The organism is Antarcticimicrobium sp., assembly GCF_029212575.1.
In the GTDB taxonomy this organism is placed as follows: domain Bacteria; phylum Pseudomonadota; class Alphaproteobacteria; order Rhodobacterales; family Rhodobacteraceae; genus Antarcticimicrobium.
Window position 1 is genome coordinate 1 of record NZ_JARGPK010000072.1, and the last position, 14,412, is coordinate 14,412.

Consider the following 14,412-nt stretch of genomic DNA (forward strand, 5'->3'; position numbering starts at 1 on the left):
CTGCTGATCGACGGCGGCGCCGGGCAGGTCAGCGCCGTGCGCGAAATCATGGAGGAGCACGGGGTCGAGGACATTCCGATGGTCGGCGTCGCCAAGGGCGTCGACCGCGACCACGGCAAGGAGGAGTTTCACCGCCCCGGGCAGCGCCCCTTCGCGCTGCGGATGAACGATCCGGTGCTCTACTTCGTCCAACGCCTGCGCGACGAGGCGCACCGCTTTGCCATCGGCACCCATCGGGCCAAGCGGGCCAAGGCGGTCGGCGCCACCCCGCTCGACGACATCGCCGGGGTGGGCGCCACCCGCAAACGCGCGCTGCTGGCCCATTTCGGCTCCGCCAAGGCGGTCAGCCGCGCCAACCTGTCGGACCTCAAGGCGGTGGAGGGCATCTCGGATTCGCTGGCCGAGAAGATCTATGGCTTTTTCCACGAGAACGGCTGACCGCCGGCCGGCTTCTTCTCGTTGCAAATACTCCCGCCGGAGGCATCTGTCCGGAACGGGCAGATTTCTTTTTCGCCCGCTTTCAAGTTGCAAACCCTCGGTATAGGGTCCGGCCATGCGTTGGAACCTGCCCAATATCCTGACCCTTTTGCGGCTGCTGGCGGCCCCCGGCCTGGCGGTGATGTTCCTGTATTTCTCCCGCCCCTATGCCGACTGGTACGCGCTGGTGCTGTTCGTCGGCGCGGCGGTGACGGACTGGTTCGACGGCTATCTGGCGCGGGCCTGGAAACAGGAAACCAAGATCGGCGCGATGCTCGATCCGATTGCCGACAAGGCGATGGTGGTGATCGCGCTGATGATCCTGGTCGGCTATGCCACCTCGCACTGGACCCCCTGGCTGGTGCTTCCCGCCACCGTAATCCTGTTCCGCGAGGTCTTTGTCTCGGGGCTGCGCGAATACCTCGGCGATACCGCCGGGACGCTCAAGGTGACCAAGCTCGCCAAATGGAAGACAACCGCGCAGATGATCGCCATTGCGACGCTGTTTTCGCAAGGCATATTCGAGCACCACCTGGTGATGAATTCCTGGGGCATGGACCAGGAGATGCTGGATCAGGTGCTGTCCGGCGCGGTCGAGGATCTGCACGGGCTGCGCGTGATGTATGATGGCATGATCTGGTCCGGGCGGCTGGGGCTGTGGCTGTTGTGGATCGCCGCGGCGCTGACGTTGATCACCGGCGCCGACTACCTGCGAAAGGCGCTGCCACATCTGAGGGAGACGCGCTGATGGATGTACTTTATTTCGCCTGGGTCCGGGAGCGGATCGGCCTGCCGCGCGAACGGGTCGAGACCGGCGCGGCCACCGTTGCCGATCTGGTCTCGGAACTGAGCGCGCGCGAAGACCGCTACGCCGCCGCATTTGCCGACCTTTCCGCCCTGCGTGTGGCGCTGGATCAGGAACTGTCCGATTTCGATGCGCCGCTGGCCGGTGTCCGCGAGGTCGCCTTCTTTCCGCCGATGACGGGCGGCTGAACCATGCGGATCGCGGTTCAGACCGACCCGTTCGACCTGGGCGAGGAGGCCAATGCCTTTGCCGCCGGGGTCACCGCGGCCGGCGCCGTCGTTACCTTTACCGGCGTGGTGCGCGACTTGGCGCAAGGCGGGCTCAGGGCGATGGAGATCGAACATTACCCAGGCATGACCGAGAAGGCGATCACATCCATCGCCGAGCGGGCGGCAGAGCGCTGGTCGCTCTCAGACGTGCTGGTGATCCACCGCCACGGGCAGTTGCGCCCCGGTGAGACGATCATGATGGTTGCCACCGCCGCGCCACACCGCAAACACGCCTTCGAGGCGGCCGAATACCTGATGGACTACCTGAAATCCCGCGCGCCGTTCTGGAAAAAGGAGATCGCCGCAGACGGCTCCGAATGGGTCGCGGCGAAGGTCGAGGACGAGGACGCCCTCGACCGGTGGTAAACCCTGCGATGGCGGGCCGCCGCCTGTTCATTCGCCCGACCCGCGCCAGTGACCGCGCCCGGGTGCTCGACCTGCACCGCGCCGCCTTCGGGCCGCACGAGGGGCCAGTGATCGCGGATCTGGTTGCGGATCTGCTCGACGACCCCACCGCCGCACCGCGCCTGTCGCTTCTGGCCGAACGCGACGGCCGGCCGCTGGGCCACATCCTGTTTACCCGCGCCACGCTGTCGCCCGATCCCGGCGGGATCCAGGCACGGCTGCTCTGCCCGCTCGCCGTTTCCCCTGAGCTACAGGAACAGGGCATCGGCGGCGCGCTGATCCGCGAGGGGCTGAGCCGGCTGCGCGAGGCGGGTTGCGATCTGGTCTTCGTGCTGGGGCATCCTGGATACTATCCCCGGCACGGATTCCACCCTTGCCGCCCGGTCTCGGCCCCCTATCCCATACCTGCGCAAAACGCGGACGCCTGGATGGTGCGGGGCCTGTCGCCCGATGCGCTGGAACGGGTGGAGGGCACCACGCTGGGATGCGCAACGGCGCTCGATCTTCCGCATCTCTGGGCCGAATGACGCCGCCGTCCGGTCAGCCCTGAGCCGCACGCTCCAGATGGGCGCGCAGCTCTTCGGCCTCCTGCCGGGCATCGCGCAGCCCGTCCATCGCCGCCCGCAGCTCGGCCTCGGTCTGGGTCAGCTGGTTGGTCAGCTCCGCCTCGCGCTGCTGCAGATAGGTGATCGCCTGATCGCGGGTCTCCTCGGCCTCGTGCAGCTCCTGGCTCATCCGGTCGAGATCGGCGACATCGCTCTGGTTCACGCGGGTAAAGCGATGCACCAGCCAATGGGCGAACCAGCCGACGGTGAAGGCGATGAACAGGACGATCGCCGTGGTTATGATGAACTCGGTTCTGTTCATTCCGTCTCCTCTCCGGGGGCCGCGGGCGCCTCGGTCTGGGGGGCGTTCGCCGCAGGGGCGGCGCCCGCATCCCCGGCTTCGGGGCCCTCCGCCGTGGTGCCGTCCTCGTCGGTCGCTTCGGTGTCCTCCGCGGCCGTCTCCGCGTCGTCCACCGTATCCTCCTCGGTTCCGTCCTCGGCGTCTGCCGCCGCCGGGTCTGTGGTCCCCGCCATGGCGTCCAGCGTGGTTTCCGCCTCCGCCGCCGGTTCGATCCGGATCAGGCGGAACTCGATGCGCCGGTTCGCCTCGCGGCCTTCCTCGGTGTCGTTGGGGGCGATCGGGCGGGTCTCGCCATAACCCACCGCGACATAGGTCGAGGTCAGCACGCGCCGCGCCCGCAACTCGTTCAGCACCGATTGCGCCCGCGCCTGGCTGAGCTTGAGGTTCATCTCTTCGCGGCCCTGGCTGTCGGTGTGGCCCTGGATCTCCAGCCTCAGCTCCTTGCATTCGGTCAGGATGTCGGCAATCCGGTTCATGATGTCCTGCGACCCCGCGGCGATGGTGGCCGATCCGGGCTCGAAGGTGATCTTGCCGGCCTCTTGCGCGGCGCTCAGGCGGCGCTCGCATTCTTCCGGGTCCGGTGTCGTTTCCTCCGGCTCCGGCCGGGCGGTATAGGTGATGTCGAGCGCGAAATCCTCGGCCTCGCCCAGCTTGTCCGACAGCAGTCGGGCAATCTCGGCGCTGGCTTCCGCGTCATGGGTATTGCCGCTCAGGCGAACCGTGTCGGGCAGCACGGTGACCGCCCCGTTCGTCAGTTTCGACAGCGCCTCGAGACCGGCCAGGACCCGTACCGGCCAATCCGCCGGCAGATCCTCGGCGACGCGCGCCGCAGTATACACGCTTTCCGAGCCGAACCGCGCCTGGGCATAGCTCTCGGCCATGCGGCGCAGGCTTTCGTCGCTCAACCGCCCGCGTAGTTGCACCAGCCCCTCGGGGCTGCGGGTGGCAGTGAACTCCGGCGGTCCGCCGGTGCTGTTGTCCACCGGGGCGGGAAGCACGGCATGCAGGGCGAAGACCTCCGGCAGCGCGTTCTCCAATTCCCCCACCACCTCGTCGAACAGCCCCTCGTCGGTGCCCTGAACCGCAACCAGCGTGATGTCCGCATCGGCAAAGGTGACCGATCCCGCGCCAAGGCGCGCCAGCGCGTCCAGGCTCAGTTCCGCCGCCCGCGCCCAATTGGGCGAGGGCACGCCAAGGCCAATGGTGCAGGTGGCCTCGCCGGTCAGCCCGGCGGCGCGGGCGGCAGTCAGGATGCGGTCACGCGCCTCCTCGGTCTCGGCCGAACAGGCATCGAACCGCCCGCCGTCCTCGTCGATGATGTAGCGCAGCGAGAACGGCGTGATCACCGGGCGCGGCGCGGCGATCTCCAGCCCCAGCCGCAACCCTGCGGGCGCGGCGCGGGTCAGCTTGCGCTCCAGCGTCCTTTTGTCCTCGCGGCTGTCTGCGATGGCGGTGATCTCGACCTGCCCGGGGCTGACGGACACCTTCGACCGCGGCAGTTCGGCCAGCGCGAGGACCGCAAAGCGCATCGCGTCGGACCAGCCCTCGGGCGCGGGATAGGCGGCTGTCTCCAGGAAATCGGCCACTTTGGTCGCCCCGGCGATGTCTTCGAGCGCCTCCAGAAGATCCTCGCGGTCGGTATCGGTGGGCACCAGCCCGATGATCGAGATGCCGCTGTCGTTGCGCAGCACCTCGGCGGAGAACCGCGGCGGCTTCAGCTCCTCGGTGGGGGTGATGTGCATGTTGTCGATGACGCGGGCGGCATCCACCACCGTGCCCGCCACGGTAATGGCGTTGAAGCGCGTGGCCTCGTCCGGGGCGGTGCCGGCCAGGATCACCCGCAGCCCGTCGGCCTCGACCTCGGCCCAGTGGTGATCTGCCTCGTCCAGTGACCGGCGCACGCCGATCTCGGTCGAATCCTCCACTGCGGAAACCGCGAAACCCGCCGCCACAAGGCAAAGGATGGCTGCGGCAAGGAAGGTCAGGCCGACGGCGAACAGGGAGGAAAGGCGCATCAGGGGATCGGTCTTCAGTTCTTCAGATCGCCGATGTCATACAACCCGACCGCCCGGCGTGCAATCACACCAGTACCGCGAGCAGAAAGAAGATGAGCGGAATCAAGCCGGTGTCGCGGTTGGACCGGAACAGGCGGAGCAACCCGGGGTTGTCCTCGGGGTCGAACCGGCGCAGTTGCCACAGCATGTGCCAGCCCATCGCCCAGACGCCCGCCAGCGCGATTGCCAGCGCCGCGAGCGAGCCGCGCGGTTCCACCGCCAGGATCACCGCCACCGCCATCAGCACCAGCGTGGCCACCAGGAACTGACGCAACCGCCGCGGGCTGTCGGCGCCGAACAGCCGCGCGGTGGATTTCACCCCGATCAGCGCGTCGTCCTCGGCGTCCTGGTGGGCATAGATCGTGTCGTAGAACACCGTCCAGCAGATCCCCGCCAGGTAAAGGATCACCGGCGCCCAGTGCAGCGCGCCGGTATGCGCCGTCCAGGCCAGCAGCGCGCCCCAGTTGAACGCCAGCCCGAGGAACACCTGCGGCCACCAGGTGAACCGCTTGGCAAAGGGATAGACCGCCACCGGCAGCAACGACACGAACCCCAGCCCGATCGCCGCCCAGTTGAAGGTGAGCAGAATGGCGAAAGCCACCAGCGCCTGTACGCCCATATAGGCGACGGCCTGCTTGACGCTGACCTGCCCCGAGGGGATCGGCCGCGACCGGGTGCGCTCGACGCTGCCGTCGATGTCGCGGTCGGTGATGTCGTTCCAGGTACAACCGGCCCCGCGCATCAGCCAGGCGCCAAGGCCGCAGGCGATGAAGATCCACAGATCCCCCCAGCGCGGCGACTGGTCCCAAAGCATCGCCAGCGCCAGCCCCCACCAGCACGGCAGCAGCAGCAGCCAGGTTCCGATCGGCCGGTCGGCGCGGCTCAGCCGCAGATAGGGCCGCGTCGCGGGGGGCGCCAGCCGGTCGACCCAGTTGCCGCGCACCGCATCGGCCACCTGACCGCTGGCGGTCGCGTCTGGCGTCGGGCGTTGAGGTTGCATATGTAGTCTCGCATGAAGGCAAAGGTCAGGCTGTATGTAGAGCACCCGCTGGGGGCGGGGCAATCGGTTCCTCTGACGCGGGAACAGGCGCATTACCTCTTCGGGGTGATGCGGCTGGGGCCGGGCGACCTGGTGGCGCTGTTCAACGGACGCGACGGCGAATGGCGCGCCGAGGTGGTCGAGGCCGGCAAGCGCGGCGGCGTGTTGACCTGCGCGGCGCAGACCCGGCCGTTGCAGATGCCGCCCGACCTCTGGCTGATCTTCGCGCCGATCAAGAAGGCGCGCACCGATTTCATCGTCGAAAAGGCGGCCGAGATGGGGGCGGCGCGGATCATTCCGGTGCAGACCGATTTCACCAATTCCGACCGCATCCGCCAGGACCGGTTGCAGGCCCATGCCATCGAGGCGGCCGAACAATGCGGCGGCACCTTCGTGCCCGAGGTCACCGAGCTGCAAAAACTCGACCGGTTGCTCGCCGACTGGCCCGAGGACCGTCAGCTGATGTTCTGCGACGAGGCCGAGGTCGGCGAGGCCAAGGGGCTTGCCGGCGCGGCGCCCGGCCCCTGGGCGATCCTGATCGGCCCCGAGGGCGGCATTTCGGACGCCGAGCGCAAACGTCTGCATGCCCTGCCGCAGGCGCATGTCGTCGCCCTCGGCCCGCGCATCCTGCGCGCCGATACCGCCGCCGTGGCCGCGATGACCCTGTGGCAACAGGCGCTGGGGGACTGGTCATGAGCTTCATTCGCGCCGAGGCTCGCGCGGCACTGACCCGCTGGCGCGAGGCGCTGGCCGGCGCGGTCATCGTGGCGCTGGGCCTCTACTGGGCGCTTTCGGTGGGCGGGTTGCTGGGCTGGATCGGCTGGCTGCTGGTGCCGGCCGGGGCCGGCATCGCCGTGATCGGGGTGCAGCGCGCGCGCTTTCGCACCGCCGGGCAGGGCCCCGGCGTCGTGCTGGTGGACGAGGGCGAGATCACCTACATGGGGCCGCTCTCGGGCGGCTCGGTCTCGGTCACCGATCTGGAGCGGCTGGTGCTCGACCCCTCGGCGCGCCCGGCCCACTGGGCGCTGCAACAACCGGGCCAGCCGGTGCTGCACATCCCCGTCAACGCCGAGGGCGCACAGGCCCTGTTCGATGTCTTCGCCGCCCTGCCGGGCCTGCGTACCGAACGCATGCTGGCCGAGCTCAGGCGCGACAATGCTCATGCGGTTGTGATCTGGGAACGCACCCCCCTGCGCCCCGCCCACCAAAGGCTGCATTGACACTCCCGGCGTTTCGCCGCACGACTGCCCTCCGGAAACGAGAGCAAGCAGCAACGGAGCGCGCGCATGTCCATCCCCCAGTCTGGCGGCGGCCCGATCGAGCGGCATGAACAACTGGCCGAATACCTGGCCGAAGGCTGCAAGCCAAAACAGGATTGGCGCATCGGCACCGAGCACGAGAAGTTCGGCTATTGCAAGGATACGCACAAACCGCTGCCCTTTGACGGCGAACGCTCGATCCGCGCCGTGCTCGAGGGGCTGCGCGACCGCTATGGCTGGGCCGAGGTCCGCGAGGGCGGCCACCTGATCGGTCTGGAAAAGGACGGTGCCAATGTTTCGCTGGAACCGGGCGGCGCGCTGGAACTGTCGGGCGCCCCGCTGGAGACCATCCACCAGACCTGCGACGAGGTGAACGAGCACCTGCGCGAGGTCAAGGATATCGCCGACGAGATCGGCGTCGGCTTCATCGGGCTGGGCGCGGCACCGATCTGGACCCACGACCAGATGCCGCTGATGCCCAAGGGCCGCTACAAGCTGATGAACGCCTATATGGACAAGGTCGGCACCACCGGCACCACCATGATGCGGCGCACCTGCACGGTGCAGGTCAACCTCGACTTCGGCTCCGAGGCCGACATGGTGCAAAAGATGCGCGTCGCCATCGCGCTGCAACCGGTCGCCACCGCGCTCTTTGCCAATTCGCCGTTCTTCGAGGGCAAGCCCAACGGCATGAAATCCTATCGCTCCTGGGTCTGGCAGCACCTCGACCCGGCCCGCACCGGCATGGTGCCCTTCGTCTTTGACGAGGGGTTCGGGTTCGAGCGTTGGGTCGAGTACATGCTCGATGTGCCGATGTATTTCGTCTACCGCGACGGCAAGTATATCGATGCGCTGGGCATGTCGTTCCGCGATTTCCTCAAGGGCGAGCTGCCGGCGCTGCCGGGCGAGAAACCCACGCTCAGCGACTGGGCCGATCACCTGACCACGGCCTTCCCCGAGGCGCGGCTGAAGAAGTTCATCGAGATGCGCGGCGCCGATGGCGGCCCCTGGCGCCGGCTTTGCGCGCTGCCGGCCTTCTGGGTCGGGCTGACCTATGATCAGGGCGCGCTGGACGCGGCCTGGGACCTGGTCAAGGGCTGGGATGCCGAGACCCGCGAGGCCTGGCGCCTGGGCGCGGCGGAAGGCGGGCTTCAGGCCGAGGTCGGCGGCCGGACCATGCAGGATCTGGCGACCGAGGTGCTCGATATCGCGCGCTCCGGCCTCAAGGCCCGCGCGCGCCCCGGCCTGGGCGGCATGGTGCAGGACGAGCGCCACTTCCTGCACGCGCTGGAGGACAGCGTCGAAACCGGGACGACCCCGGCCGACGAGCTGCTGGAACAGTACAACGGCGACTGGAACGGCGATCTCGACCGGATCTACGAGGCGTTTGCCTACTGAGCCACAACGCCCCCTGAACGCGTGACAGACGGCCCGATCCGGGCCAGACTGGCCAAAATGTATCGCATCAGGGGGAAGGCATGAAAATCACGACATGGGGCCGCCGCGCGGTGATGGCCGGGCTGGCGGCGGGGATGATGACGCTGGCGGCGCCGGTCGCGGCGCAATCGATCTCGGGCAATTACCGGGCCGAGGGGCGCAATCCCGACGGCTCACCCTATAGCGGCGTGGTCACCATCCGCGAAGAGGGCGCCATGGTCTATATCGCCTGGCGCGTCGGCAACCAGGGCTACAACGGCACCGGCACCCGCAACGGCGATGTCATCTGGATCGACTGGGGCAGCGATTACCCGATCGTCTACCTGCGCATGCCCAGCGGCCAGTTGCACGGCACCTGGGCCAACGGCACCGCGCTGGAGCGTCTGGTGCGCTGAGCCCCGGCAGTCCTCCGGGGCGGGGTATCACGGGGAATGAAAAACGGCGGCTCCCCGGGCCGCCGTTTCCCGGTTCCGGGCGTCAGAACGCTCAGTTGCTCTGCAGCGCCGCCGGATCCTTGTCGGCGATGTCGGTCCAGTTGGCATCGGCCTTCACGATGAAACCCGGGACGTCGCCTTCCCAGCGCTCCTGGATGTCCCCCGACAGGTTCAGGTAAAGCACGTCGTCGACGATTCGCCAGTAGGTCGGATCGCCGTCGAACTTGAAGCCCATGGCGGTGCCGAAGGCGCAGTAGCCGCCGTAGGCCGGCACGTAGGCCTCGGGGTTCTCTTCGAACAGCGCCTTGTGCTCTTCGGAGGCAAAACGATAGAGCGCTTCGTCGTAGATCGCGGTGATCGTGTAATCGCCCTTGGTGGCCTCGCCATCGGTGAAATAGGCAACCGGATCATAGCCCTGCAGCGCCAGCCCGGTGGAGGAGGCGTTGATGTCGACGCCGGCGGCGAAGGCAGAGGTTGCGACTGCGACCGACAGCGCCAGGCCGCCAAGCAGAGATCCCATCTTGGTCATGAGTGTTCCTTTTCTCAGGGTGTCAGGGAGACGGGGCATGACCCCGGTCCCGGAAGGATGGTTATGGGCTGTGCGGTCGGAATTGACCGTCACGCAACGCAATTGGGGGTCTGGTCCGTCACGTTCAAATCAACCTGTTTTTACCCGGTCGTGAACAGGGTTTCGCGGCGGGACGGCGCGGCCCCTCCGGCATGAATACAGGCGTGAAAGACAGGTGTTCACGGCACCTGTTACCCAGGAATATGCTGGGTTTACAAAAAGTTGATCAAGAGGGGGCGGCAAGTGGATGATCCAGCCCGGCGGGTCGGTTGCGGGGCCGGTGCGGGATTGGACCGCGCCCGGCCCTGGCCGCTGCTACTTCTGTCCGACCTTGCTTTCGGTGCCGGCGCGGATGCGGGCGATGTTCTCGCGGTGGCGCCAGTAGATCAGCAGGGTCAGCGCCGCCGCCAGCACGAAGGCCCCGCCGTATCCCAGCACCACGGCCCAGATGCTCGACGCCGCCGCCGCCGCCAGCGCCCCCACCGAGGAGATACGGCTGATCGCCGCCGCGACGGCCCATGTGGCGCAGCAGGCCAGCCCCACCGGCCAGGCCAGCGCCAGCCACAGCCCGAGAAAGGTCGCCACGCCCTTGCCGCCCCGGAAGCCCAGCCAGACCGGGTAGCAATGGCCGACAAAGGCGGCAAAGCCCGCCAGCATCACCGCGTCTTCCCCGGCAAAGACCCGCGCCAGCAGCACCGCCGCCGCCCCCTTGCCACCATCGAGCAGCAGGGTCAGCGCGGCGGCCGGCTTGTTGCCGGTGCGCAGCACGTTGGTGGCGCCGATATTGCCCGAGCCGATTTCGCGCAGGTTGCCCAGCCCCATGGCCCGGGCCAGCACCATGCCGAACGGGATCGACCCCAGCCCGTATCCGATCACGGCCCAGAGGATCAGCGTCGCGGCGGTGGATGTGATCTCGGGCATCAGTCCCTCCGGTAAACCGGCGCGCCGCCGACATAGGTGGCCAACACGCGCCCCTGCATCCGGCCGCCGTCGAACGGGGTGTTCTTGGATTTCGACCGCAACGTGAAACGGTCCAGCACAAACGGGGCGTCGGGATCGAACAGCACCAGGTCGGCCGGCGCCCCGGCGCCCAGCCGCCCGGTATCCAGCCCCAGCCGTTTCGCCGGGTTCAGGCTCATGGCGCGGAACAGGGTCGGCAGGTCCAGCGCCTCCGCATGATACAGCCGCAGCGCCGCCGGCAGCAGGGTTTCCAGCCCCACCGCGCCGCTCGCCGCCTCCTCGAAGGGGAGCCGCTTGCTCTCCTCGTCCTGCGGCGTGTGCATCGAACAGATCACGTCGATCAGCCCGCTGCGCACCGCCTCGATTACGGCGGTCCGGTCATCCTCGGACCGCAGCGGCGGCTTCAGCTTGAAGAAGGTGCGGTAGTCGGCGACGTCGAACTCATTCAGCGTCAGGTGATGAATGCCGACCCCGGCGGTGATGTCCAGCCCGTTGGCCTTGGCCCGCGCCAGCGCCGGCAGGGCGCGGGCGGTGGTGATCTGGTCGGCGTGATAGCGCGCCCCGGTCATCTCCAACAGCGCGATATCGCGGTCCAGCCCCATCCGCTCGGCCATCGGCGACACGGCGGGCAAGCCGCGAAGAGACGCGAACTTGCCACTGGTCGCCGCCGCGCCCGCCGAGAGGCCCGGCTCCTGCGGGTGACCGATCACCAGTGCCCCCAGCGCCCCGGCATAGCTCAGCGCGCGCGACAGCACCTTGGTGTTGGCGACCACGTGATCGCAATCGGAGAAGGCCACCGCGCCGGCATCCATCAGGAACCCGATCTCGGTCATCTCGCGGCCCGCGCGCCCCTTGGTCAGGGCCGCCATCGGCACCACCCGCACCGGCGCGTCCGCCTGTGCCCGGCGGGTGACGAATTCCAGCGTCTCGGGGCTGTCGATCGCCGGCGCGGTGTCAGGGCGCGTGACGATGGTGGTCACCCCGCCCGCCGCCGCCGCCCGCCCGGCGCTGCGATAGCTTTCCTTGTGCCGCTCGCCCGGCTCGCAGACCTTGACGCCCAGATCGACGATGCCGGGGGCGAGGCACTTGCCGCCGCAGTCGATGACCGTGACATCCTCGCCGGGCAGACCGACCTCCTGCCCTTGGTCCACGATCCGCCCCGCGCGCACCAGCAGGGCGCCCGGTTCGTCGGTCCCGGCCTCGGGGTCGATCAGCCGGGCGTTGGTAAACAGAAGATCGCTCATGCCGCCGCCCTTTCGATGGCCGCCGCCGTTGCTGCGGGGTCGGCCTGGTACTTGATCAGGTGCTTGTCGCCGGTGCGGGTGACGAGTTGTACGAAACTGCCCATTTTCCGTACGGTTTCGATCTGGCTCAGGGCCACCTGCCGCCCGCCGGGGCCGGTCAGCGTGCCGCCCTCCAACTCCCAGACAACCGCCAGTTCCTCCGAGGCGAGATACCACGCCCGCACCCCGATCGCCGCCAGCCCGGCCACCGCGCCGGTCCAGACATGGGCGTAGCCCATCGCCCAGAGCACCGCCATCGCCCCGGCCATCGCCGCCGCCGCCACCCAGGCGTTGGTGCGGATGTAGGCGCCCCGGTCGGGGGGGAAACGCAGCGCCGCCATCAGAACACCACTGCCCAGACCAGCAGCAGAATCAACATCATAACAACCGCGAACAACCCGCCGCCGATGCGCCGCGCCCGCGCCCGTGCCGCGCGCGGCGATTGGCTCGGAGCGGAATAGGGAAGGGCGCTTTCGCTGCGCAGAGGTTGCGCCGACCAGTCGCTGTCAGGCTCGTCATAGGTGGCGATCAGCCGGACCTCCGGGTCGGGCGCGATCACCGCCGCCTGTCCGCCGAAGGCCCGGCTGCGCAGCACCAGGACATACCCCTCCAGCGCCGCCAGCCTGTCCCGGTCCGGCGCAATCTGTTCTTCCGGCAATCCGCATCCTTCGGTCAGGTAGCCCGCCAGCCCGAGATCCTCCAGATCCGCGATGCGGATCACGTCGCTCTGCGCGGGGTCGAGCCCGGCCAGACCAAGCACCTGGTCCACCGCCCCCGGCTCGCGCAGGAATTCGGCCTGTTCGGGTCGCATGTCGAGGGCGAAGACGCGGACGCGTCCATGCTCTTGCGCGGGCACGACCAGTTCGTCGTCGCTCATGTCGCAGCCCCCGCCGACAGGGTGCGCGCCAAGAGCTCCATCGCAGCCATGCGCACCGCCACACCCATCTCCACCTGGTCCTGGATCACGCTTCGGTTGATGTCGTCGGCCAGCGTGCCGTCGATCTCCACGCCCCGGTTCATCGGGCCGGGGTGCATCACGATGGCGTCGGGCTTGGCCAGCGCCAGTTTCTCGGCGTCCAGCCCGTAGCGGTGGTAGTATTCCCGCTCCGACGGGATGAAGCCGCCGTCCATCCGTTCCTTTTGCAGTCGCAGCATCATCACCACGTCGACGTCGCGCAGCCCCTCGCGCATGTCGTCAAAGACCTCGACCCCGAACTCGGCGATGCCCGAGGGCATCAGCGTCGGCGGCCCGATCAGGCGGATGCGGTTTTCCATCTTGCCCAGCAACAGGATGTTCGAGCGCGCCACGCGGCTGTGCGCGATGTCGCCGCAAATGGCGATGTTCAGCCGGTGCAGCCGCCCCTTGGCGCGCCGGATGGTCAACGCGTCCAGCAGCGCCTGGGTCGGGTGCTCATGCCGCCCGTCACCGGCGTTCAGCACTGCGCAGTTGACCTTTTGCGCCAAGAGATCCACCGCGCCGGAATGCGGATGGCGCACCACCAGCAGGTCGGGATGCATCGCGTTCAGCGTCATCGCGGTGTCGATCAGGGTCTCGCCCTTCTTGATCGAACTGGCCTGCATCGCCATATTCATCACGTCGGCACCCAGCCGTTTTCCGGCCAGTTCGAAACTGGCCTGGGTGCGGGTGGAATTCTCGAAGAACATGTTGATCTGGGTCAGCCCGGCCAGCACGTCGGCGTGTTTGTCCGCCTGCCGGTTCAGCGCCACATAGGTGTCGGCCAGGTCCAGGATCGCGGTGATGTCCCGCGGGCTGAGCGGTTCGATCCCCAGAAGGTGTCGGTGGGCGAATGACATGCGGGCGGCGCTCCGTCTCGGCTGCTTGTCCGCTTATAGAAAGCCGGGGCAGGCGGGGCAACATCGCGCGTGACCCTACTCCTGTTTCGGCCCGCACTTATTCTCGGGGCGGCACTCCTGATCCGCGTCGCACCAGTAGCCCTCGCCGCAATAGGTCTTGCCGGTGGGGTAGCAGTGGTCGTCATCGCCGCACTCCTCGTCCGGGTCGCAGACCAGCCCGCCCTCGCAAAGCTTGGCGCCGATCTCCGAGCATTCGCCGCCCTGCAGGCAGATCGAGTCCTTCGGGCAGACCTGCCCGCCCTTGCAGAGCTTCATATCGGGTTTTGAGCATTTGTTGTCCGGCAGGCAGAGGGTGCGCGGCGGGCAGACGCCGCCATCCTCGCAGAGCACCGCGCCGGGGTCCGAGCAGCGCCCGCCGCTCAGGCAGATGGTATCCCCGGGGCAGGTGGTGCCGCTGGCGCAGACCTTGTGCCCCTCGGGCGCGCAGCCGCCATCGGGCAGGCATTCGCGGCCCGGCGCGCAGACGCTGTTGCTCTCGCAGAGGGTGGCGCCCGGTTCCGAGCATTTGCCGCCCTTCAGGCAGATCTCGTCCTTGCCGCAGATCTGGCCGCCGGCGCATGTCTTCGCCCCCGGTTCGGAACAGCCGCCGCCCGGCAGGCACAGCCGGCCCGGTGCGCAGACCTTGTTGTCGTCGCAGAGCG

General features: G+C 68.2%; 19 protein-coding genes. 9 read left to right on the forward strand and 10 right to left on the reverse strand.

Annotated elements, in window-relative coordinates:
* The 5 genes from P1U75_RS15910 to P1U75_RS15930 all read left to right on the forward strand — a co-directional run.
* Positions 1 to 438: helix-hairpin-helix domain-containing protein (locus tag P1U75_RS15910; RefSeq protein WP_300245068.1), on the forward strand; the 438-nt coding region annotated here is incomplete at its 5' end.
* A gap of 115 nt (positions 439 to 553) precedes the next feature.
* Positions 554 to 1,225: a CDP-diacylglycerol--glycerol-3-phosphate 3-phosphatidyltransferase gene (pgsA, locus tag P1U75_RS15915; RefSeq protein ID WP_300245069.1), complete on the forward strand. Its 672-nt coding sequence runs from the start codon at positions 554 to 556 to the stop codon at positions 1,223 to 1,225.
* On the forward strand, positions 1,225 to 1,470 hold the full coding sequence (moaD, locus tag P1U75_RS15920) for a molybdopterin converting factor subunit 1 (protein WP_300245070.1): 246 nt from the start codon (positions 1,225 to 1,227) through the stop codon (positions 1,468 to 1,470). The genes pgsA and moaD overlap by 1 nt, the downstream gene beginning before the upstream one ends.
* A gap of 3 nt (positions 1,471 to 1,473) precedes the next feature.
* Complete coding sequence (locus P1U75_RS15925) at positions 1,474 to 1,917, forward strand: molybdenum cofactor biosynthesis protein MoaE (RefSeq protein WP_300245071.1); 444 nt, start codon at positions 1,474 to 1,476, stop codon at positions 1,915 to 1,917.
* The gene (locus P1U75_RS15930) at positions 1,911 to 2,483 is read left to right on the forward strand and encodes an N-acetyltransferase (RefSeq protein WP_300245072.1); all 573 of its coding nucleotides are present in this window, start codon (positions 1,911 to 1,913) and stop codon (positions 2,481 to 2,483) included. The genes P1U75_RS15925 and P1U75_RS15930 overlap by 7 nt, the downstream gene beginning before the upstream one ends.
* A gap of 13 nt (positions 2,484 to 2,496) precedes the next feature.
* Here P1U75_RS15930 and P1U75_RS15935 read toward each other — a convergent pair whose 3' ends face one another.
* The 3 genes from P1U75_RS15935 to ubiA all read right to left on the reverse strand — a co-directional run bounded on the left by P1U75_RS15935 (position 2,497) and on the right by ubiA (position 5,916).
* The gene (locus P1U75_RS15935) at positions 2,497 to 2,823 is read right to left on the reverse strand and encodes a hypothetical protein (RefSeq protein WP_300245073.1); all 327 of its coding nucleotides are present in this window, start codon (positions 2,821 to 2,823) and stop codon (positions 2,497 to 2,499) included.
* Positions 2,820 to 4,877 carry an OmpA family protein gene (locus P1U75_RS15940; RefSeq protein WP_300245074.1) on the reverse strand — a complete coding sequence of 686 codons (2,058 nt, stop codon included), beginning with the start codon at positions 4,875 to 4,877 and terminating at the stop codon, positions 2,820 to 2,822. Before P1U75_RS15940 ends, P1U75_RS15935 begins: the two co-directional genes overlap by 4 nt.
* A 64-nt stretch (positions 4,878 to 4,941) precedes the next feature.
* On the reverse strand, positions 4,942 to 5,916 hold the full coding sequence (ubiA, locus tag P1U75_RS15945) for a 4-hydroxybenzoate octaprenyltransferase (protein ID WP_300245075.1): 975 nt from the start codon (positions 5,914 to 5,916) through the stop codon (positions 4,942 to 4,944).
* A gap of 12 nt (positions 5,917 to 5,928) precedes the next feature.
* On the opposite strand from ubiA, the gene P1U75_RS15950 reads away from it, so the two are divergent.
* The 4 genes from P1U75_RS15950 (at position 5,929) to P1U75_RS15965 (ending at position 9,046) form a co-directional block, all read left to right on the forward strand.
* The gene (locus tag P1U75_RS15950; RefSeq protein WP_300245076.1) at positions 5,929 to 6,651 is read left to right on the forward strand and encodes a 16S rRNA (uracil(1498)-N(3))-methyltransferase; all 723 of its coding nucleotides are present in this window, start codon (positions 5,929 to 5,931) and stop codon (positions 6,649 to 6,651) included.
* Complete coding sequence (locus P1U75_RS15955; protein WP_300245077.1) at positions 6,648 to 7,175, forward strand: hypothetical protein; 528 nt, start codon at positions 6,648 to 6,650, stop codon at positions 7,173 to 7,175. Before P1U75_RS15950 ends, P1U75_RS15955 begins: the two co-directional genes overlap by 4 nt.
* A 66-nt stretch (positions 7,176 to 7,241) precedes the next feature.
* On the forward strand, positions 7,242 to 8,612 hold the full coding sequence (locus P1U75_RS15960) for a glutamate--cysteine ligase (protein ID WP_300245078.1): 1,371 nt from the start codon (positions 7,242 to 7,244) through the stop codon (positions 8,610 to 8,612).
* Between the two features lie 80 nt (positions 8,613 to 8,692).
* Positions 8,693 to 9,046, forward strand: a complete 354-nt coding sequence (locus P1U75_RS15965; protein ID WP_300245079.1) for a hypothetical protein — start codon at positions 8,693 to 8,695, stop codon at positions 9,044 to 9,046.
* Between the two features lie 91 nt (positions 9,047 to 9,137).
* On the opposite strand, the gene P1U75_RS15970 is transcribed toward P1U75_RS15965, so the two are convergent.
* The 7 genes from P1U75_RS15970 to P1U75_RS16000 form a co-directional block, all read right to left on the reverse strand.
* Complete coding sequence (locus tag P1U75_RS15970; protein ID WP_300245080.1) at positions 9,138 to 9,614, reverse strand: YHS domain-containing (seleno)protein; 477 nt, start codon at positions 9,612 to 9,614, stop codon at positions 9,138 to 9,140.
* Positions 9,615 to 9,968: 354 nt separating this feature from the next.
* On the reverse strand, positions 9,969 to 10,574 hold the full coding sequence (gene plsY / locus P1U75_RS15975) for a glycerol-3-phosphate 1-O-acyltransferase PlsY (RefSeq protein WP_300245081.1): 606 nt from the start codon (positions 10,572 to 10,574) through the stop codon (positions 9,969 to 9,971).
* Positions 10,574 to 11,857 carry a dihydroorotase gene (gene pyrC, locus P1U75_RS15980; RefSeq protein ID WP_300245083.1) on the reverse strand — a complete coding sequence of 428 codons (1,284 nt, stop codon included), beginning with the start codon at positions 11,855 to 11,857 and terminating at the stop codon, positions 10,574 to 10,576. Before pyrC ends, plsY begins: the two co-directional genes overlap by 1 nt.
* Complete coding sequence (locus tag P1U75_RS15985; RefSeq protein ID WP_300245084.1) at positions 11,854 to 12,237, reverse strand: hypothetical protein; 384 nt, start codon at positions 12,235 to 12,237, stop codon at positions 11,854 to 11,856. The genes pyrC and P1U75_RS15985 overlap by 4 nt, the downstream gene beginning before the upstream one ends.
* On the reverse strand, positions 12,237 to 12,773 hold the full coding sequence (locus P1U75_RS15990) for a hypothetical protein (RefSeq protein ID WP_300245085.1): 537 nt from the start codon (positions 12,771 to 12,773) through the stop codon (positions 12,237 to 12,239). Before P1U75_RS15990 ends, P1U75_RS15985 begins: the two co-directional genes overlap by 1 nt.
* Complete coding sequence (locus P1U75_RS15995; RefSeq protein WP_300245086.1) at positions 12,770 to 13,711, reverse strand: aspartate carbamoyltransferase catalytic subunit; 942 nt, start codon at positions 13,709 to 13,711, stop codon at positions 12,770 to 12,772. Before P1U75_RS15995 ends, P1U75_RS15990 begins: the two co-directional genes overlap by 4 nt.
* Before the next feature lie 75 nt (positions 13,712 to 13,786).
* Positions 13,787 to 14,412 (reverse strand): hypothetical protein (locus P1U75_RS16000; protein WP_300245087.1); only part of this gene is annotated, 626 nt, incomplete at its 5' end.